The organism is Psychrobacter sp. NG27 (assembly GCF_016106655.1).
GTDB lineage: Bacteria > Pseudomonadota > Gammaproteobacteria > Pseudomonadales > Moraxellaceae > Psychrobacter.
Map to the genome: position 1 here is coordinate 568,208 of NZ_JADGIN010000001.1, position 20,804 is coordinate 589,011.

The 20,804-nt window shown below is 43.4% G+C and carries 15 protein-coding genes; 7 read left to right on the forward strand and 8 right to left on the reverse strand.

All coding sequences use genetic code 11. The features are described 5' to 3' along the window. Positions 1–7 precede the first annotated feature (7 nt). The 4 genes from IP485_RS02265 to infA all read left to right on the forward strand — a co-directional run bounded on the left by IP485_RS02265 (position 8) and on the right by infA (position 4,217). Entirely contained in the window at positions 8–1,630 is a 1,623-nt protein-coding gene (locus IP485_RS02265; RefSeq protein WP_198325815.1) for a FimV/HubP family polar landmark protein, read from the forward strand. A gap of 261 nt (positions 1,631–1,891) precedes the next feature. After that, positions 1,892–2,992: an asparaginase gene (locus IP485_RS02270; protein WP_198325816.1), complete on the forward strand. Its 1,101-nt coding sequence runs from the start codon at positions 1,892–1,894 to the stop codon at positions 2,990–2,992. 42 nt (positions 2,993–3,034) lie between these two features. Then, positions 3,035–3,874, forward strand: coding sequence for a tRNA pseudouridine(38-40) synthase TruA (gene truA / locus IP485_RS02275; protein ID WP_198325817.1), 840 nt, complete (start codon positions 3,035–3,037; stop codon positions 3,872–3,874). A 121-nt stretch (positions 3,875–3,995) separates the two neighbouring features. Then, positions 3,996–4,217: a translation initiation factor IF-1 gene (gene infA / locus IP485_RS02280; protein WP_021814850.1), complete on the forward strand. Its 222-nt coding sequence runs from the start codon at positions 3,996–3,998 to the stop codon at positions 4,215–4,217. 284 nt (positions 4,218–4,501) lie between these two features. Here infA and IP485_RS02285 read toward each other — a convergent pair whose 3' ends face one another. The 5 genes from IP485_RS02285 to leuC all read right to left on the reverse strand — a co-directional run bounded on the left by IP485_RS02285 (position 4,502) and on the right by leuC (position 10,343). Further along, the gene (locus IP485_RS02285; RefSeq protein WP_198325818.1) at positions 4,502–5,659 is read right to left on the reverse strand and encodes a L,D-transpeptidase family protein; all 1,158 of its coding nucleotides are present in this window, start codon (positions 5,657–5,659) and stop codon (positions 4,502–4,504) included. A gap of 469 nt (positions 5,660–6,128) precedes the next feature. Continuing rightward, positions 6,129–7,232 (reverse strand): 3-isopropylmalate dehydrogenase, encoded by a 1,104-nt coding sequence (gene leuB, locus IP485_RS02290; protein WP_198325819.1) that lies wholly within the window; start codon positions 7,230–7,232, stop codon positions 6,129–6,131. 45 nt (positions 7,233–7,277) lie between these two features. Beyond that, a complete protein-coding gene (locus IP485_RS02295) occupies positions 7,278–8,006 on the reverse strand; it encodes a hypothetical protein (protein WP_198325820.1) in 729 nt (242 codons plus the stop codon). A 133-nt stretch (positions 8,007–8,139) separates the two neighbouring features. After that, the gene (gene leuD / locus IP485_RS02300; protein WP_198325821.1) at positions 8,140–8,790 is read right to left on the reverse strand and encodes a 3-isopropylmalate dehydratase small subunit; all 651 of its coding nucleotides are present in this window, start codon (positions 8,788–8,790) and stop codon (positions 8,140–8,142) included. 134 nt (positions 8,791–8,924) lie between these two features. Further along, the gene (gene leuC / locus IP485_RS02305; RefSeq protein ID WP_197175527.1) at positions 8,925–10,343 is read right to left on the reverse strand and encodes a 3-isopropylmalate dehydratase large subunit; all 1,419 of its coding nucleotides are present in this window, start codon (positions 10,341–10,343) and stop codon (positions 8,925–8,927) included. A gap of 345 nt (positions 10,344–10,688) precedes the next feature. Between leuC and IP485_RS02310 the strand changes: the two genes are divergently transcribed. Beyond that, positions 10,689–11,561 carry a LysR family transcriptional regulator gene (locus IP485_RS02310; protein ID WP_194362982.1) on the forward strand — a complete coding sequence of 291 codons (873 nt, stop codon included), beginning with the start codon at positions 10,689–10,691 and terminating at the stop codon, positions 11,559–11,561. A 459-nt stretch (positions 11,562–12,020) separates the two neighbouring features. Further along, a complete protein-coding gene (gene putP / locus IP485_RS02315; protein WP_194362981.1) occupies positions 12,021–13,520 on the forward strand; it encodes a sodium/proline symporter PutP in 1,500 nt (499 codons plus the stop codon). 812 nt (positions 13,521–14,332) lie between these two features. On the opposite strand, the gene IP485_RS02320 is transcribed toward putP, so the two are convergent. The 3 genes from IP485_RS02320 to IP485_RS02330 form a co-directional block, all read right to left on the reverse strand. Further along, entirely contained in the window at positions 14,333–15,763 is a 1,431-nt protein-coding gene (locus tag IP485_RS02320; protein ID WP_198325822.1) for an outer membrane protein transport protein, read from the reverse strand. A gap of 377 nt (positions 15,764–16,140) precedes the next feature. Then, a complete protein-coding gene (locus IP485_RS02325; RefSeq protein ID WP_198325823.1) occupies positions 16,141–17,640 on the reverse strand; it encodes an outer membrane protein transport protein in 1,500 nt (499 codons plus the stop codon). Positions 17,641–17,854: 214 nt separating this feature from the next. Beyond that, entirely contained in the window at positions 17,855–18,112 is a 258-nt protein-coding gene (locus IP485_RS02330) for a SlyX family protein (RefSeq protein WP_198325824.1), read from the reverse strand. Between the two features lie 250 nt (positions 18,113–18,362). Between IP485_RS02330 and IP485_RS02335 the strand changes: the two genes are divergently transcribed. Further along, on the forward strand, positions 18,363–20,300 hold the full coding sequence (locus IP485_RS02335) for an ATP-binding cassette domain-containing protein (RefSeq protein ID WP_198325825.1): 1,938 nt from the start codon (positions 18,363–18,365) through the stop codon (positions 20,298–20,300). Positions 20,301–20,804: the final 504 nt, after the last annotated feature.

A 20,804-nucleotide genomic window follows, 5' to 3' on the forward strand; every position in this document is an offset into this window, starting at 1 on the left:
GTAACTCATGGACAATATGCTATATATCATCGCTGGGCTAGTACTTATATTGTTAGGGGCTGTTTTGGTATTGCGCAAAAATAAAGCGCAAAAATCTGCCATAAGGCCGCCTGCAAATTCAGCAAGAAATGCTTTTACTGCGACGACAAAAACGGATTATGGCACACCAACGCAAAGCACTGAAACCAATAGGTTCGATCATATTATGATTGCGCAGCGCTTCATGGATCAGCAGCGTTATGATAAAGCAATGGAAACGGTCAATCGCGGTCTAAGTGAGAAACCCAATGACGGGCCATTGTCTCTCAAGCTACTCAGTATATACGCGACGATGGATCAACCAGAGAACTTCAACACCCTTTATGATCGCATCAAAATGCAGCAGGATGCACACACCATTTCCCTCGCTGATGAGCTAAAAGCTTCATATGTTGGAGAGTCAACAGCTCCAGTAGCCACACAGTCTATGTCTACAGTAACAGCGGATACCAACGATAGTTTTGGCGGTTTAGATTTCGACCTACCTACCAGCAAAGCCAATACAACAAATGTGATAGCTGATGCTCCAGTCATTGAGAGTGATTCTGCGATTACTCTCAATGACACCACCAATCCTTTGGCATTTTCAGATGAATTTGATAATACTAATTCTACTGCTGAAAATGTAGACGATAGCTTTGATCTAACACTTAGCGATTTGGAAAATGGGTTTGATACGCCAGCCGCTACTAGCGAGACGCCTGTCGCGCCGATATCAACGGCAGATGACAACGCCCTCGACACAGTGACTAACGATAGCTCTAACGCTAACGAAGATGGTGATTTCAGTGACTTTGAATTCGATTTCGATTCACCTATTGAAGAGACGACGCCTACCACTTCAAACTCAGAGACACAAGACCACGAAGCCTCATTAGAGAATGAAGATTTTGTCTTAGATTTCGATGATTTAGCAGCTGATACGGATAAAGATACTGTCGTCGCGACTGATGCCGCTAACGATATAGACGAAACCTCCATTGCTCATCTCCAAAACGACGAGGATGATTTTGCACTGTCTTTGGACCGTCTCGATACCTCAGATGATTTTGAGACTGCACTCAACAGTGAGTCTTTTGTCATCGAAGCAGATGACGATATGGGTACCGTTACTCTTGAGGATACTCCTTTTGAAAATAACACGGCTGCAGCGTCAACTACAGCAGTCGATAGTTTCGCTGATTTCAACTTTGAAGAGCAATTTTTAAATGATGATGTTGATGTCAGTCGTTTAGACACCTCTAATGCCGAATCAAACACGCCCCTAAGGTTCGATGACAACACGTTGATAGACGATGATGGCTTTGATACTGACGATAGTACGGCTCTATCATCAACTGCTGATGCGCCTGTTGAAGACGACACGTATGCTGATGGTGTTAAATCAGCAGCAGATTTTTCATCGCGTTTCGCAGCAGACTTTGATTTCGTTAAATCACTTGATAGTAATCAAGTGACTCTAGAGTTGGCTGATCAGTACCTAAAGTTGGGCGAGTACGATAGCGCCAAACGTTTGCTGAATGAAGTGATTACTCAAGGCAATAGTGAGCAAAAGAGCAAAGCTAAAATGCTACTTGGACGCACTGCATAATCGCTTTGCTATGCATGGTCGTTTTACGATGTGTAATCGATTCAATGCTCCGCCAATTGAAGTCAGCATATCAATTCAACATAAATTTCTAGATACTTATCAGCAATTATTCTATACGCTTAGAATAATTGCTGATTTTTTGCATTTGGCGCTAATACTGTCTATTATTGATACCTCTTATCATCGTTCTAAAACTGTTTAACACATTGCAAGACCATTTAACGCCGCCTCTCATTTAAACTTATTTACTATGTTGATACTATGCCTTCTTCAGCTCTGACTAAAACATTCTCTGACCCTATCCAACTGATTTATGCGGGTGGCACCTTTGGTAGCTACGGGCGTCCTCTAGCGCCACTATCGGCAGAGGTGTTTTTACCTACTTTAAAAGACCTACTTATCGCTCAAGATACAGCAGCAACTCTGCCAAAAATATCTTGGTTAGAGAACACGCTGATTAAAGACAGTAGCCAGCTGACCCCAAATGACTTCGTGCATTTTTATCAATTATTGCTCAATGCCTATTCGCAAGGTGACAGACGTTTTTTGCTCATCACTGGTACGGATACATTGAGCTATCTAGGGGCGTTTTTGGCAGAGGCGTTTGCAGGTAGCGATATTTGTGTGGTATTGACTGCCAGTATGCGTCCTCTGTTAGACAGTGACATGCTGCATTCTTATAATATAGATGCCCATAGTGATGCATGGAGCAACTTAAGTGGCTCATTAAAACTGGCCGCCGCAGGCGAATCGGGTGTCAAGATCAGTTTTGGCGGCGAATCATGGCCTGCCCAAACTGTACAAAAAATTCACAGTCACGACCTGATGGCCTTTACAGGTCATTCTCGAGCAGCCTATCCTGCCAACAGCTATATCAAACATCTACCTGACACTCGCAGACAACATTGGCTTGACGATCAGCAAGAGGCCATCGCTACTGTCAAAATGCGTGCTGAACATGCCAGTATTCATGCTCTTTACTGTCTGCCCAATGATGTCTCAGTGATAAATAATCAGCTACTGGCTCTCTTATCAGAGCCACCATGCGGCATTATCCTATTGGGATTTGGTGCTGGCAATGTCCCTTATTCAGAAGCACTAGCAGAAACATTAGAGCTGATTCATAAAAAAGGACATATCGTTATATGCGCCAGTCAGTGTCCTTTCGGCGGGGTTAGTGATAGCTATGCGGCAGGCAGTTGGCAGTATGACCATCAGGTTATTGCAGGTGGTCGCTTAACCATACCTGCTATTTATGCACGGTTATTATGGCTCCTATTACGTTACGACAGTCCTGCCAGACGCAAACAGCGTTGGATAAACACTGTCAGTAAAACCGGCACAACCATCAAAAAACGCTAAGTCACTCTTAACTATCTCTATTTTTATAAGCTCAAAAACACCATGTCTGAAACTGTCTCTATCGAATCCAAATCTTTACCGACGTATACCTTAGCAATTGCCATTGAGTTTTTGGGTACCCATTATCATGGCTGGCAGCGTCAACGCGAAGTGCTTGGCGTCCAAGAAGCTTTGGAGAAGGCTATTGGAAAAGTGGCCAATGAACCTGTTGAGGTCATCGCAGCAGGCCGTACTGATGCGAGTGTGCATGCCAGCAATATGATTGCTCACTTCACTACGCACTCCTACCGGCCTGCTAATAACTGGTTACGCGGGGTCAACAGCCTATTACCTGATGACATTGCTTTGCGCTGGATTCAACCGATGCCAGATGATTTTCATGCGCGCTTTGGAGCAATTGCTCGTCGTTATCGTTATGTCACGCTCAATCAACCGCAGCGGCCTGCGATACTCAATCATCAGGTGACCCATATTTACGAGCCTCTTGACCTAGCAGCCATGCAGCAAGCAGCTGCCGATATCGTTGGCACGCATGATTTTAGTAGCTACCGCGCTGCTGCCTGTCAGTCCAATCAGCCAGTGCGTACTATCAGCCATGCTAGGCTTTTTGAACATGGGCAGTTTATTGTGTTTGATATTCAAGCAGATGGGTTTTTGCACCACATGGTACGTAACCTAATGGGTACGCTATACGCGATTGGTAAGCATGAGCTAGAGCCAGCAGATTTTTTAACGATCCTTAATAAAAAAGACAGGACAATTGCACCGCCTACCGCTTCAGGAGATGGCTTATACTTTATTAATGCCTATTATCCTGAACGTCTCCAACGTCTGTTGCCGGATGCACCATTAACACCTATTTGGTTGAACTTACCTGACTAAATTCATGTAAATTAGCATACATATCACTTACATGCTGTCAAGTGAAAACCGGGTTTCGTATTGCTTTAATCCATTAACTTACGTATAATATCGGCTTATTTTTAATTGATTGATATAAATTATGGCAAAAGACGATATTATCGAATTTGAAGGCGAAGTCATTGACACCCTTCCTAACACTTTGTTCAAAGTTCGTTTAGAAAACGGACACGAAATCATTGCGCACATCTCTGGTAAGATGCGTAAGCATTATATTCGTATCTTGACAGGTGATAAAGTTAAGGTCGAGATGACCCCTTATGATCTATCTAAAGGTCGTATCACTTACCGTGGTAAAAACTAAATCATAGTTAAATCAGAATCATTGCTAACTAAGATGGTTATCAACGTATTTGTAAAAATACAGCCAATAACCGAATAGCTACTTTATCGCTGATAGCTGATATAGACGCTTGGGTGGTTTAACTGATAATAATAATGAAAATGCTATTCTGCTCATTATTGCCTATCAATGTTTTAGTTATTTAGTATTCGCTGTTTGTTTTACAAAAAAATACCGCTAAATATCAGCGGTATTTTTTTGTCTATTGGTTATGGTTATCATAGCCAGCCATTAACTGTTACGAGTTAGCTAAACTCTACGGTTGCACCATTTTGTATAACCCCTAACAGACCGAGCGCATCCCAATTGGTCAGACGAATACAACCTGCCGACGCTTGACGGCTTATGCGTGCAGGATCTGGTGAGCCATGAATGCCATACGTGGGCTTACTGAGTCCAATCCATACCGATCCCACTGGGTTATTGGGTCCTGGCGGAATGATTAACTTGCTACCATCTTCAGCAGTATAGGTATAGTTGGGCTCATGCACTTTCACTTTTACCGTATGCGTACCTGTTGGCGACGGCGTTGCCGTACTACCTACCGTCGTTGGATAGCTGGCTATCAGGTTGTCATTCTCGTCATAAGCATAAAGCGTTTCTGTAGTTTTATCAGCAACAACGCGGCTGACAGGCTTAGTATTAGGGTTACCCGGATTATAGACAGTAATAGTCTCACCAACAGTAAACTGAGCATTAGGGTTGAGCGATTTTAGATATTTTTCACTGATGTGAAATTTTTCGGCGAGCGCTTCTGTTAGGCTTTCGTAGTACATCCCTTCCAACTTGGCCTTTGCTGCTGTCTCAGTAGGTATGGTGGTGGTTTTGACATTGATATCGGCCTCACTTAGCTGATAGCTGATCAAAACTGGCTGCGTCATAAGCTTTTCATTTTTGGTGAGCGCCTGCCATGTTTCGTCGTTTAAGGTCTCAGTCACTGTTAGATCATTTGCTTGTTGAAACGCTTGCATGGCTTTACGGGTATTTTTCCCCCAATAGCCATCGACAGCGCCCACACCATTATGATGCCAATTCAATAACGCTTGCAGCTTTGTACCCGTATTGCGATCTATACTGGCACCCTCTGTCCAGTTTGCTTCATTGACCTTTTTGGCTGTCGTCGATAAATCCTCAGTCGTATATTTTATGGTAGGCAAAAACTTGTTACGTGACACAGTAGTTTTAGTATCGCCTGTGAGTTTTTGGCTCACGCCAGAGCCACTGGTTACTGGACTGACCTCCTCATTGACAGAACTTGCCTCACTATCACTACTTACATCACTATCACTTCCATTGTCCATACTCATGCTATCAGTCGTCGCTGCGATACTTTGACCCATAAACACTGCTGTAGATAGACCGATGACAGCCATTGCTTTACTTATTTTCGTTAATTGGTACATGAAACACTCCTCAGTTTTTAATTATTAAGTGATTGGTACAGTTTTTATTATGATGAATAAGTCATTTTAGTTTTTCAATAATGCTTCAATATGCTATTAATCCTTTGCCATTCATTCGGTTATTTATCATTCGCTTGATATTATCTAAATCACATGGCTCACCCTATCTTTGTGATATTCCCTATCCATAACCAGCATTTTTAGTGATTAACAAATAGATTATTAGTAAGTAATAGATATTGCCATATTCCCTTGTGATCATATAACAGCTTTATGTTAAATAGGCTCTAGTTGTGCAGTCTCTCTGTTAAAGCCATGCTGTTTGGTAAGTTTTATTAAAACATTAACCAAAAAAACCCATAAATCGCTAAGCAATTTATGGGTATCTAACGTGTGAAATAAGACTGTTAAACAGGCTATATTAGCGTAATTATAAAGATATAGTCTTAATCAAACACTCAATCGAGGCTTATACCAACTTAGCCAATACCGCTTGACCCATCTCTATACAGCCTACTGTTTTCAGACCTTCTTCACTAGTATCCAAGATATCAAGCGTACGTAAGCCATCATCAAGTACATCACTGACTGCTTGCTCGATCGCCTGTGCGGCTGCTTCTTGCTTGAAGGTATAACGCAGCATCATGGCAACAGATAAAATGGTAGCTAATGGATTGGCTTTATCTTGGCCTGCGATATCAGGTGCTGAGCCGTGACATGGCTCATACATACCTTTGCCATCCTTATCTAGGCTAGCAGATGGCAGCATACCAATAGAACCTGTCAGCATCGCCGCTTCATCGGATAAGATATCACCGAACATATTGCCCGTTACCATGACATCGAACTGCTTAGGGTCTTTGATCAATTGCATGCAGGCATTGTCAGCATACATGTGTGACAATGCCACATCGGTATACTCTGCTTGCTGCAGCTCGATCATCGTCTGTTTCCACAGTTCAGTAACTTCTAAGACATTGGCTTTGTCTACCGAGCATACTTTTGGCGCAGTGCCTGCCGCCTCAGCACGCGTCTTTGCCAACTCAAAAGCCACTTTACCAATGCGCTGAATCTCGCTGGTGCTATACACCATCGTGTTATAGCCTTGCAGCTCACCATTCTCTAATGTGCGAATGCCGCGTGGTTCACCAAAATAAATACCACCAGTCAGCTCACGGACGATGAGCAAATCTAAACCAGATATAATCTCAGGTTTGATGCTTGAGGCGTTTGCGAGCTGCGGATAGAGCTTGGCCACACGCAAGTTAGCAAACAAACCTAACTCACCGCGAATTTTAAGCAGACCACGTTCAGGACGTTTGCTACGCTCAATAGCGTCCCATTTAGGTCCACCAACAGCACCTAGTAATACGGCATCTGCAGCACGCGCGCGTGCTAGTGTCTCATCAGGCAAAGGCTCGCCCGTTGCATCAATAGCCACGCCGCCAATCAATCCCGACTCAAGTGTCAAACCTAGTGCAAACTTCTCATTGACTGCGTTCAGCACATCAATGGCTTGGGTCATAATCTCAGGACCGATACCATCGCCTGCTAATGTTAAAATCGTCGCCATACTAATCCTTTTGGATATATTTTTATTGGTGAATTAATTTTCTTATTACGCTGTGGTTTTCTTAGCTTTAGGGGCTGGTGATACTGCTTTAATCATGCCCGTCTCCACAAACTCTCCCTGACGTTCTGCATCCATCTGCTTACAGAATCGGCGCTGCACGCTGTTGTCCTGCAACAGCTCAATACACAAGGGCGCAGGCGATGCCGTCTCCAGCAAGCTGCCTGAATTTTGGCTAGATTTTTTTTGATAAGCACGCAACTGATAAGTGCCCGCTTCCACAAAATCATGAATCATCGCAAAACGCTCAACATAGCCCATATTATTTTCTGGATAAAAATTAACATGTACTTCACGCTTTGCAGGCAGCACCCTTGCATAATAGTTGGTCAGCCCTGCCATACCAGATGCAGACAGCGGCACTATTTTTATGGCATTTTTATTGGTGAGCGGCGTCATATCCATGCTGAGTTGGGCTTTTGATGGATACTTGACACTTTTATCACGTGGCAAAGTCGCCACCATTTGAGCATGAATTGGCTCATGCTTATCAGGTGCAATAATCAGCGTTTTGTCTATTTGCATGATTTCACAGTGATAGGTACCTAGACAGGCAATATTCACCTCACCAGCAATCGGTTGTATTTTACCTACCACTGCCGCTGCGTTTTCTGCCTCATCTATTTTTTGGTAGCCCGTCAGTAACTGACAGCCTGACAATAATAAACTTGCAGCGACAATTGTGCTTGTCGCTAGAGCATAACGGTGTTTATTCATAAGGGCAGCTACTCATAAGAAAAAGAAGAATATAATAAGATTATTCTTTATTTTAGCCAGTTCCCCGCCATAACTCAACGCTGCTTTACGACTGTTCAGCAGTTTAATGAGCAGTCGCTTATAGCGTGGTTATTTATGCACGCACATCGTTAAATATCCACGGTGTTTTTTGCATCATGTTAAGCTCATAGTCTTTAATAGCATCGCTCTGTTGCAGGGTTAAGCCAATATCATCAAGGCCGTTCAATAAGCAATGCTTGCGAAAAGCATCCACTTCAAAAGGATACTCTTCGCCAGTTGTTGTTATGACTACTTGACGCTCAAGATCAGCCGTTAGCTCATAGCCTTCATTAGCAAGCGTGGCTTTCATCAATGTGTCAACAATTGCCTCATCCAAAACAATCGGTAGCATGCCGTTTTTGAAGCAGTTATTATAAAAAATATCCGCAAAGCTCGGAGCGATAACAGTACGAAAACCATATTCAGATAAGGCCCAAGGCGCATGCTCACGGCTAGAACCACAACCAAAGTTTCTACGTGCTAGTAAAATGGTGGCGCCTTGATAACGTGGCTTATTCAAGACAAAGTCAGGATTAATCACTCGCGTGCTGTTGTCTTGACCAGGGTACCCTTCATCCAGATAACGCCAGTCATCAAACAAGTTCACGCCGAAGCCTGTGCGCTTGATCGATTTTAAAAACTGTTTTGCAATAATTTGATCGGTATCGACGTTGGCGCGGTCAAGGGGGCAAACGATACCAGTTTGGGTGTTATAAGCTTGCATAAAATTTCCTATCAATTATGTTCTTTATGATGGTCTATCATCCAAATGAGTCATAGCTAACACCTCGATATTGCTCATTAGCCACTGGCAGGTAGCAGAGAAGGCTATCTAGTATCAGCTATCCATCACTGTTTTTAAAACGTGCGTACATCCACAAAATGACCAGCCAATGCTGCTGCCGCTGCCATCGCTGGGCTAACCAAATGCGTACGACCACCATTACCCTGACGACCTTCAAAATTACGGTTAGAGGTTGAGGCGCAATGCTCTTGTGGCTCAAGCTTGTCAGCGTTCATGGCCAGACACATTGAGCAACCTGGCTCACGCCATTCAAAGCCTGCATCAGTGAACAAAGTGTTCAGGCCCTCTGCCTCTGCTTGTAGTTTCACTTGACCAGAGCCTGCGACCACGATCGCTTCTTTGATATTGTCAGCGACTTTACGCCCTTTAATAACGGCTGCCGCATCACGTAAGTCTTCGATACGCGAGTTGGTGCACGACCCAATAAAGATACGATCAAGCTGAATATCAGTGATCTTTTGACCTGCCTCTAAACCCATATAAGTATAAGCGCGTAACCAGCCTTCTTCTTGAGCCTCGTCAATGGCTTGATCAGGTGTCGGTACGGACTGCGTGATATCAACGACCATCTCAGGGGATGTGCCCCAAGACACTTGCGGTGCTATCTGACTACCATCAATCTCAACCACAGTATCAAATACCGCGTCATCATCTGAATACAGCGTACGCCAGTACGCTTCCGCTTGTGCCCATTGTGATTCTGTTGGTGCATATGGGCGACCTTTTACATAGTCGATCGTTGTGCTATCGACAGCCACCATACCCACACGAGCGCCCGCTTCAATCGCCATGTTGCAGACGGTCATGCGACCTTCCATACTCATATCTTCAAACACTTGTCCTGCAAACTCAATGGCATGACCTGTGCCACCTGCCGTACCGATCTTGGCTATAATGGCCAGTACCACGTCTTTTGATGTCACGCCAGCACCTAGCTGACCGGTGACACGGATTTGCATATTTTTTGATTTCTTTTGAATCAAGCACTGGGTTGCCAATACATGCTCGACTTCTGAGGTGCCGATACCATGTGCTAGGCAACCAAGCGCGCCATGAGTCGCCGTATGTGAATCACCACATACTACCGTCATGCCAGGTAATACCAAGCCTTGCTCAGGGCCAACGACATGCAAGATACCTTGGCGTGCGTCATTGATCGTAAATTCAGCGATATCAAATTTGGTGCAGTTCTCATCCAAAGTGACAACTTGTAGACGTGATACCTTGTCCTTGATACCAGGCACACCCTCTAGGCGCTCTTTGGTAACCGTTGGCACATTATGATCAGGGCTTGCGATATTGGCAGATAAGCGCCACGGTGCTCTATTGGCCAGCTCCAATCCTTCAAATGCTTGCGGGCTCGTCACTTCATGCAACAGATGGCGGTCGATGTAAATCAGGCTTGAACCATCGTCACGCTTGGTGACTTCGTGAGCGTTCCAAAGTTTGTCATATAACGTTTGACCAGCCATGTTGCTATCCTTTATTAGTTGCTAATTGCGTTGTTCTCAGCTTGCTTATATAGCTTCATGTGCTTCTATATTTTTCAGCTAGCGATTTTTAAATGAGATATTTTTGATACTTATTACTGTCTATTTTACAGCCATGCCACTCTTAGCGCTTGTTTTATGCGGTATATCATCAAATACCTATAATAAATATGTCACAATACGTCTTGATGTCTTGTGATTATAGCAGGCTAATCCTATAATAATAATTGATGATTTTTAGCCAGACGCAAACTTTTATTTCTAATACATTGTGATTGGGTCAGCCAACTTTTATTTATAGCTCATAAAGCAGCTAAGGACATTCGTTTGAATACCACAAACTTAACCACATTCGTCACCGTCATGCACACCGGCAGTATCTCAGGGGCGGCAGAAAAACTGTTTATCACGCAGCCTGCTGTCAGTAAACGCATCAAAAACCTTGAAGATGAATTCAATATTACGCTGTTTGATACCGTCGGACGCGGCATTGTACCGACCCAAGCGGCCAGCGAGATGCTACCACATGCCAAGCGCTGGTTAGAAGACTACGAAAATTTTAAGATAAATCTGCAACACTCTCAGCATATCGTGTCAGGTAAGTTGGTCATTGGCACAAGCCATCATATTGGTTTGCATCATCTAGCACCTGTACTCAAGCACTTCATTCAAGCCTATCCTGCTGTACAGCTAGAAGTGCATTTTGTTGATTCAGAAAAAGCGCACAAAGCCGTATTGGATGGCGATTTGTCACTGGCATTTGTGACGCTGCCGCCTGTCTATGATAAGCGCTTGACGTACCATACCCTATGGTCAGACCCGCTCTACTTTATGACAGGCACCTTATCCGCACTTGCTAGCAAATCCAATGTAACATTGGAGCAATTGGCACGCTATCCCGCTATTTTACCGTCTGCCAATACTTTTACCAGTCAAATTACTTTGGCAGAATTTGCCAAGCACAACCTCAAACCCTATGCCACGATGAGCACCAACCCACTTGAATCGATTCGTATGCTCGTGTCTGTCGGTCTTGGTTGGTCGGTACTGCCTCAAACGATGGTCAGTCAAGATTTAGAACGTATTGACATGGCTGATAATATCGAGCTTCAGCGTTATCTTGGGGTGGTCATCAATCCAAAACTGACTCAGTCTAGCAGTGTCACTGCTCTGCTCGATTTGCTCTCACCTATCGAGTAAAAGTCGCCTGCGATAATATATAAATTGAACCTGTTCGCATTTGTATCTATCATGCGTTATAATACGCTTGACGTTGTTTTTATAACAAAAATTTACTACAAGGACACTGGTAGTCATATATTGAATCTTTTCAGTAAGATATGATGGTTAACAGTAAGTTTTATAGTCTTATATGATTGGTTACATAGGTTGCTAATACTCATATATAAATAGTAGATGCGAGCAATAAAAACAGAAAAGCGAAATGCGCGTTTTCCATTGTTCTCTATCTCTATATGAGTGCTAGCCATAGAACAGCACCGATTATATATCACTAAAAGCACGTACTGAAAGAAGCCATTATGTCTTAATTAATGGCTTTTTTTGTCTTTGATTTTTGTTTCAGACCTTGTCTTGTAAATATAAAATTTGATAGTTAAAAATAATTACAGCCAACAATGTTGGTTAAGGACAATTTTTATGAACGGAGTTTCAGGTGGTGTGCTTATATCGTTAGGCGCTTATTTCTTAGTCATGCTGGGTATTGGTGTTTATGCTTATTTTAAGCAGTCCAATGATACTGAGGGCTATATGCTGGGTGGTCGTAATTTAGGACCAGCAGTTACTGCATTGTCAGCAGGTGCATCAGATATGTCAGGTTGGCTATTACTTGGTCTACCTGGTTATATGTTTGCCGATGGTGTCGTCAGTATTTGGATTGCGCTTGGTTTAACGCTGGGTGCGTTATTAAACTATATCATCGTGGCACCGCGTCTTCGTGTTTATACCGAAGTGGCTGATAATGCCATCACCCTGCCCGATTATTTCGCCAACCGCTTTGAAGACAAGTCGCACATGCTACGTGTCATCTCAGCAGTGGTTATCATTCTATTCTTTACCGTTTATACTGCTGCCAGTCTGGTTGGTGGTGGTAAACTGTTTGAAAGCTCGCTTAACTTATCTTATGGCACAGGCCTTTGGGTCACTGCAGGCGTGGTCGTTGCATACACTCTATTTGGCGGATTCTTAGCCGTATCGATGACCGATTTCGTACAGGGTGTTATCATGCTTTTTGCGATGGTAATCGTGCCTGTCGTTGCCTTTACCGATCTTGGTGGTATTTCAGCCACTACGGAAGCCGTTAGAAATATTGATCCGAGTTTGCTAGATATCACTAGTGGTATGACTGTTATTGGTATTATTTCGCTAATGGCATGGGGTTTGGGCTATTTTGGTCAGCCACATATTATCGTTCGCTTTATGGCGATCCGTTCAGTTAAAGATGTACCTACTGCACGTAACATCGGTATGAGCTGGATGGTTGTCAGTCTTATTGGTTCGTTGATGACTGGTTTTGCTGGTCGTGCCTATGTACAAAAAACAGCCATGACACTAGATGACCCTGAAACCATCTTTTTGGTATTCACTCAATTCTTGTTCCACCCACTCGTATCAGGTTTCTTGTTGGCAGCCATTTTAGCAGCCATCATGAGTACGATTTCTTCACAGCTACTCGTTGTATCAAGCTCACTGACTAAAGATGTCTATAAGCTATTCTTTGATAAAGATGCGCCAGAAGCTCGTCAGGTATTGGTTGGCCGTATTTCTGTAGTAGCGGTTGCTCTCGTATCTATCATGCTTGCTTCTAATCCAGAAAGCTCAGTATTGAACTTGGTTTCTAATGCTTGGGCAGGTTTTGGTGCTGCATTTGGTCCATTGGTTATCTTCAGTCTGACATGGCGCGGTATGAACCGTAACGGCGCTGTCGCTGGTATGGTCATTGGTGCATTGACAGTCATCCTATGGATCTATGGTCCTTTCCAAATGAATGGTATGGCATTAAATAGCTGGTTATATGCTATTGTACCGGGCTTTGTACTCAGTACTATTGCAATCTTCGCCGTTAGTATCATGACTGGTGGTCCAAAACCTTCAGTATCTGCTAAGTACAAAGAAATGGAATTAAATCTAAACAAATAAGTTTAGGTAATACTATAATTGTAACGCTATAGAAAACCTCGCCAATAATGGCGAGGTTTTTTTATGGCTTATTGCTTATTGCTTATTGCTTATTGCAGTGATAGCAAACTATCACCAACCATCAATGCTCCATCACTCACTCTATGGTCAATCCTCTATAAAAGCGTTACCGCGTAAACCTCGCTTGAAGTATTACGTACACATCTGCACTCGGTTTCCCTGTATCCAAATACTCTTGAACTCACTCTATATCCTAATACACCGAAAATGAATGGGTACAGTATCAATGTCACTCTCAGTGGCTGTACAACGATATGATAATAGTGGTGTTCAGAGCGCTCTGTCAGCTGATTGTGTTAGCCTTTGAGACATGTCATTATTCAAATTACGAGGCTTTAAAGGAGGGAAGTGACCGCTAAACTGGTAGGGACTCGTCGCAGATATGCGCGTATTGATAAAGCTTCTGACAAAGTTTGGCGCAGCTTTGGCCGCTTTTAAGCCGTCTAAAACGTGATACTTAGACTGCAGACACGCCCTAGTACTTGATTAACGTTTTTCAAGGTATACACTCAATCGTAATTGACGTGCTTTGTGCCAATCTGAGGTCGCTAGACGTAAAGCCACTGTATTAATGAACTCGTGCGACTGGTATCAATGGTAACTGCTTGTGAGCCAGCTCAGAGACTAAGAAAAATTCATCCTACGCTCATGATGTTGGCCTTGACAGACCTCGATGATGCAACAATGTCATAGCCATAAAAAAGCGACCTATGATAGGTCGCTCTTTGTTAGGTTGCTATTATAAAGTCAAATTATCTCGCTTGATAAGATAGCTTCACACCAGCGATAAAGCCGTCATTGTCTTCAAAATCAGCAACGATTTTGTCTGTTGGTAGCGCACCTTGAGCATCACCGAACCACAAGTATTTGCCGCCGGCAGATACTGCCCAGTTCTCAGTCACGTTGTATTTAGCACCTAGACCGACACTATAATAGCCTTCGACTGGACCTAGTGAGGTCGTTGGATTACCAGCGCCACTGTCCCAACCAACCGTACCACTAATAGCAAGTGCTGGTGCCACACGTTTCGCTAAGCCTAGCTCCACCTGCCATTGGTCATCATCATACTCGACCAAATTTAGTCCGTCATCTGCGTATAAAGGATTAAGTTTACTAGTAGCATTATACAATGGTGGCGTGATGACAAAATCGCTCCATGGTACCCAGCGTACTTTTGCCGTGGCTAGCGTCGTTGGATTAATACCAGTCTGGAAATCAAAGTTAACTGATTTAGGCGTACTAATTTCGTACTTGCTGTTTCTATTCGCTGCTGCCGCTGCTTGTTCTGGCGTAGCTCCTACTGATGCAGCTCTAATAGCTACTAACGGATAATATTCAGATATTTGTGTGTCATGATCAATCTCAGAACGATAAGTCAACGCTGCTTTTAACGCAATTTCAGGCTTGTAGTATGCAACACCAGCGATATAACCATAATCCATATCAGGGTTACTGGTTGAGGTATAACCAGTAGCAGGACCATAAGCTAGGCCACGTAACTTAGTATCCGCTTGAATACGCTGCGCGACTGGACCACCATAAATCTGGAAGTTTTTGTTGGCGCCGAACTTCATACCAAGAATACCCGTTAGGCTTTGGCTACGAACCTCTACATTGGTTTCTTCACCTGCGGTACTTGCTTCGGCTGTTGCTACTGCCACTGCTCCACGTAACCCATCCAACTGAGCTTGCTGTGCTGTGGTTAACACACCAGCTGTTTCTCCTGCAGCCAGTGCACCAATTCCAGCCTGTGCTGCTGCTAGGCTCGGAGCGGCGCCGTTAGTAATAGAAGAAATGGAAGCGTCAAGATCTCCTTCCGATACAAAGTTGCTTTGAGTGTATCCAGCAGCAGCGCCAAAAGGCTCGTCGTATAAGATACCAACACTAAAAGTATCGTTAATATCTGCTTTTACGCCATAACGGAAAAAGTCATAAGATTCAGCGATATCACCAGTAGAGTCTCCCTTAACATAGGTATTACTAGAAGGGTTACCGTTAGCGCTATCGTAGCCACTTACATCGGCATCGATATACGTATAGACAGCTTCTGCGTAGGTACCGTCTTGGAAGAAAGCAGTGACGTCTTGGCCTGAGCGATCCAGACCAGCAGCGCTAGCCACGCTAGCAACAGAAAGAGTAGCGATCGCTACTGCAAGGGTTTTCAAATGAAAGGTAGTGCGCATTGTGTATCTCCAACGGTCCTTGTTGTATTATTACTTTAATATCCAATAGTTAGCGTTACTCTGCTCAACATTTGAATTATCAAAGTCTTGTCCTAAGTTGAATACTAATGCCTTTTTGACACTAAAACAACAATTAAAGTGCTTTATTTCCCAAATATGACTGAACAGTACAAATAAGATGTTAGACGTTCAATAATAGTAATATTTGAAACTCATGCAGTTATGTTTTGAACAGACAGATGTCATCTCTACACACAATGGCACGCTAACTCACACGCTTAAGTATTATTTTGCAAAAATCAGATCATAAAAAAGCGACCCATAAAGGATCGCTTTTTTCGTTATTAAATAACAAACATCATATAGTTAATTATAGTTTACTGAGCTTGGTAAGAAACCTTTACGCCAACAACATAACCATCATTGCTTTCGAAGTCACTAACAATCGTTTTCGTTGGGATTTGACCTTCAGCATCACCAAACCATAGGTACTTACCACCGGCTGAGATTGCCCAGTTCTCAGTGACATTATATTTGGCACCCAATCCTGCACTGTAATAGCCTTCGATAGGACCTAAAGAGGTAACTGGATTACCTGCACCACTATCCCAACCAACGTTACCACTGACCGCTAACGCAGGCGTCAGACGTTTCGCAAGACCTAGTTCAACTACCCATTGGTCATCGTCGTAGCTGACCAATGACAATCCTTTGTCATCAAGAGTTGCTCGCTTACTCACTTCGTTATAAAGCGGCGGTACAATTGAGAAATCACTCCATGGTACCCAGCGTACTTTTGCCGTCGCTAATGTCGTTGGATTGATACCTGTTTGGAAGTCAAAGTTAACTGACTCAGGTGTGGTGATATCTATTGTGCCGCCTTGAGTTGCATCTCCGCCTAAAGCAGCGACCACTGGATAGTTTTCGTCGATATTCATGCTGTGATCAATTTCTGAACGATATGTCAGAGCAGCCTTTAAAGCAATTTCAGGCTTGCTATAAGAGATACCCGCTAGATAACCATAATCTTGATCTGGGCTAAGATGAGCGGTATAACCAGTCGCAGCGCCATAAGCACTACCGCGTAGCTTAATATCAGCTTTTACACGCTGAACAACCGGACCACCATAGACTTGGAACTCTTTATTTGTACCAAACTTAGCGCCCAAAATACCCGTTAAGCTCTCTGTACGAACTTCAACATTGGTGCTTTCGTCATTAGCAAGACGTTCATCTGCAAAGCCTTCTAACCGCTCAAGTTGATTCAACTGTGCTTGACCTGCAGCTAACTGCGTCTCACCAGCAGCAATACCCGCTAAACCAGCTTCGATCTGCGGACGAAGCACTGATTCAAGCGCTGGGTTTTGGCTAACAGCTGCTTGAGCTTGTCCAACCTGTGCTCTCGCTGCATCTAAACGGTTTTCAGCAGCACTTAGTTGGGTTTGAGTTCCTTCAACCAAAGCTTTCAACCCTTGAATATCAGTAACACCTGTGCCAGTTAAACTTGAAGCAATAATATTATTGACTGCATCAGTGGGCGCACCTACAAAATTGTTGGTGCCAGTATAGTCAGCTGCTGCACCAAACGGTTCGTCATATAAGATACCAACACTAAATGTATCATTAACGTCTGCTTTTACGCCATAGCGAAAGAAGTCATATGATTCTGCAATGTCGCCTATCTTATTACCTGAAGTGTCTTTACCTGTGACGTCAGCATCAATATAAGTATAGACCGCTTCAGCATAAGTGCCGTCTTGTAAAAATGCGGTGACATCTTGGCCTGAACGATCAAGACCGGCAGCGTTAGCCATGCTAGCAACAGAAAGCGCTGCAACAGCAACTGTAAGAGTTTTTAAGTGAAAGGTGGCCCGCATTGTATATCTCCAAACATCCGCATTGTTTTACTGCTCGACACTATTTTTAGTAATGAGCAGCATCCTAGGTGGAAGATATTAAAGATTTTTTAACATGAAAACAACTATAAAAATACATTATATCTGCCTTATGACTAGACAGTATCTTTATGTTTAAATATGAATATATTACTGCGCAGTAGCCAGCCCATCACTGGATAGATTTCTCTATTTTTTAATAATGTGGTGGTCTGTCTGCCATCACATCAAATGGAGCGATACCACTATCCGTGTCTTGATTTTCAACTTGCTTGTATATCAGCTGTAGTTGACGCTGTAGTGTTTGCAGATCTCTATCCTGACGTGCGATCACCTCATCAAGACGCTCTACTGTCATCTCAAGATGTGAGAAGTTAGTTTGTAAGTCGATGAGCTGTGCTTGCAGATCAACTTGGCTCATAGCAGTCTCATTTATATCGCTGGATTGGTTCATATTCTTCTCTTAATTATAATAGGTAGACAATAAGCATACTCGCTCATGAGAGCGATGAAAGTCGAATGGTCAGTGCCAGACAGTCGCTAAAAAATTGTGATAATAATTAGACAGTAGTCGCAAATGATAAAAGCGATAAATAGTACTGATAAAACCATTTACTCGCACTACAGTCTCGTGGTGGCATGTTATACTGCTGGCAATTTTGCAACAACCCTTACCTCACTATTATATAAGCTTAAGATACTCTATGGCACTGATACATTTAAAAGATATCCACCTAGCCTTTGGCGTGGCTCCTGTTCTTGATGGCATTGATTTTGCGATTGAAGCTGGCGAACGCGTTTGTCTGATTGGCCGTAATGGCGAAGGCAAATCAACCTTGTTTAAACTGATTAACGGCACCTTACAGCCTGATAGCGGCGAAGTCATTATTAATAGTAGCGTAAGTGTTGCGATGCTAGAGCAAGACGTTCCTGAGACAAGTGGACGTATTCTAGACATCGTCATGGGTGGTAGCCGCCGCACCGCTGATCTGCTAATCAATTATAACGCCCAAACCGATTTATGCGCCAATGGCGACATGGATGCTTGCGAGCGTATGGCCGATTTGCAGCATGATATCGATGCCGTACATGGTTGGGACTTAGAGCGCGAAGCCACCCGTCTGATCAAAACCATGGGGCTTAATCCAGACGATGACTTGTCTTCACTATCTGGTGGTCGTAAGCGCCGTGTACTATTAGCGCGCTCATTGGTTACCAAGCCTGATGTACTACTACTCGATGAACCAACCAACCATTTGGACGTTGATAGTATTGAGTGGTTAGAGCGCTTCTTATTAGATTGGCAAGGTCTGACCCTACTGTTCGTGACCCATGATAGAGCGTTCGTTAACAAACTATCGACGCGCATCATTGAGCTGGATCGTGGTCAATTGACCAGCTATGACGTGACTCAAGGCGAAGGTGGCTATGCACGCTACCAAGAGTTAAAAGAGCTACAGTTACTCGCTGAAGAAAAGAACAACGCCAACTTTGATAAAAAATTGGCACAAGAAGAAGTTTGGATTCGCCAAGGTATCAAAGCCCGTCGTACCCGTAACGAAGGCCGCGTTCGTGAGCTAAAAGCACTGCGTGAAGAGCGTAGTGACCGCCGTGAGCAAGTCGGTAACGTTAATATCACCATGGGTCAAGGCGAAAAAAGCGGTAAGCTTGTCTGTAAAGTCAAAAACCTACATCTTGAGTATGACGGCAACGTATTGGTTGATAACTTTACAACCACTATCATGCGCGGCGATAAAATCGGTATTGTCGGACCCAACGGTGCGGGTAAAACCACCCTTATTAAAGCCCTACTCGACATGTCTGATGACGAAGTCACCAAGTCTGGTAACGTCGAATTAGGGACTAACCTAAAAATTGCTTTCTTCGACCAGCTACGTGATCAGTTAGATCTTGAAGCGAGCGTGGCACAAAACGTCTCAGAAGGCTCAGACTTTGTAGAAGTGGGTGGTCGTAAGACGCACATCATGAGCTATCTACAAGATTTCTTATTTGCCCCAGAGCGTGCGCGTACTCCAGTCAAAGCACTGTCAGGTGGTGAGCGTAACCGCGTCCTACTTGCCAAGCAGTTATTGAAACCTGCCAACATCCTCGTACTCGATGAGCCTACCAACGACTTGGATATGGCAACCCTTGAGCTACTAGAAGAATCAGTCGCCAGCTTTGGTGGTACGATTTTGCTCATCAGTCATGATCGCTCATTTATGGACAATGTCGTCACCTCAACATGGGTGTTCGGCGAAGATGAAGATGGCAAAGGCACGGTTAGCGAATACGTTGGCGGTTATCAAGAGTATCTGGTACAAAAAACCCGTGAGGAAGCTGCACACGCTGCTAGAGCACCAGCCAATAATGCAGCAAGTAAAGTAGCCAGTAAACCAACTGCAGCAAAGTCCAGCAAAACCGCCAAAAAGCTTAACTTCAATGAGCAGCGCGAACTGGACAATTTGCCAAAAGAAATCGCTGCACTAGAAGCAGAACAAGCCCAACTACAAGAGAAACTGGCTGATGGCTCATGGTTCACGACTGACATCACTGCAGCCACTGCCGCGAGCGAACGTCTGCTAACGATTGAAGATGAAATGATGACTAAGCTTGAACGTTGGAGCGTTTTAGAAGGCTAGTTTTAGAAAGCTAACATTATATTAGCGATTCGCGAGCTAAGTTCATTGAGAATAGCATACGCATTTTTTAGTATGCATTTCAGTAAGCAAGTGCCTGATAGCCAGATAAAAACGCCATTGCTTATTATGAAAATATCACCACTTTATTGTATAAAGTGGTGATATTTGTTTTACAGCTGCTTACATAGTGATTAGATAGTGAAAGTTAGTGAACATTACCTTAATTTCAAGTATCATTCGCTATTGCTAAAAACCCTTATTAATTTTAAGGTCATCACGCTTACAATCCTTGTTAAAACAAAACTGCCGTTAAACACTGATAATCTAGCTCTTTTGGCTTGATTGCCCTATTCAACCTTATAATATGTCCTATCAAGGTTGCTTTATTTTTAACGCAATAATTTATTTTATCACCGAAATAGCTTAGAATAGCAACAATTAGCAAAATTAGGCACAGCCAAAGTGGCTTGATATTGTATATTTTCTAAGCCACAAACCCAGTGT

Excerpts from the sequence above, each read along its gene's own strand:
- IP485_RS02270 (WP_198325816.1), top strand. The coding sequence starts at position 1,892 with ATGCCTTCTTCAGCTCTGACTAAAACATTCTCTGACCCTATCCAACTG.
- putP (WP_194362981.1), top strand. The coding sequence starts at position 12,021 with ATGAACGGAGTTTCAGGTGGTGTGCTTATATCGTTAGGCGCTTATTTC.
- leuD (WP_198325821.1), bottom strand. The coding sequence starts at position 8,790 with ATGCAAGCTTATAACACCCAAACTGGTATCGTTTGCCCCCTTGACCGC.
- IP485_RS02330 (WP_198325824.1), bottom strand. The coding sequence starts at position 18,112 with ATGAACCAATCCAGCGATATAAATGAGACTGCTATGAGCCAAGTTGAT.
- IP485_RS02265 (WP_198325815.1), top strand. The coding sequence starts at position 8 with ATGGACAATATGCTATATATCATCGCTGGGCTAGTACTTATATTGTTA.
- IP485_RS02295 (WP_198325820.1), bottom strand. The coding sequence starts at position 8,006 with ATGAATAAACACCGTTATGCTCTAGCGACAAGCACAATTGTCGCTGCA.
- leuC (WP_197175527.1), bottom strand. The coding sequence starts at position 10,343 with ATGGCTGGTCAAACGTTATATGACAAACTTTGGAACGCTCACGAAGTC.
- IP485_RS02285 (WP_198325818.1), bottom strand. The coding sequence starts at position 5,659 with ATGTACCAATTAACGAAAATAAGTAAAGCAATGGCTGTCATCGGTCTA.
- truA (WP_198325817.1), top strand. The coding sequence starts at position 3,035 with ATGTCTGAAACTGTCTCTATCGAATCCAAATCTTTACCGACGTATACC.
- IP485_RS02325 (WP_198325823.1), bottom strand. The coding sequence starts at position 17,640 with ATGCGGGCCACCTTTCACTTAAAAACTCTTACAGTTGCTGTTGCAGCG.
- IP485_RS02335 (WP_198325825.1), top strand. The coding sequence starts at position 18,363 with ATGGCACTGATACATTTAAAAGATATCCACCTAGCCTTTGGCGTGGCT.
- IP485_RS02320 (WP_198325822.1), bottom strand. The coding sequence starts at position 15,763 with ATGCGCACTACCTTTCATTTGAAAACCCTTGCAGTAGCGATCGCTACT.
- leuB (WP_198325819.1), bottom strand. The coding sequence starts at position 7,232 with ATGGCGACGATTTTAACATTAGCAGGCGATGGTATCGGTCCTGAGATT.
- infA (WP_021814850.1), top strand. The coding sequence starts at position 3,996 with ATGGCAAAAGACGATATTATCGAATTTGAAGGCGAAGTCATTGACACC.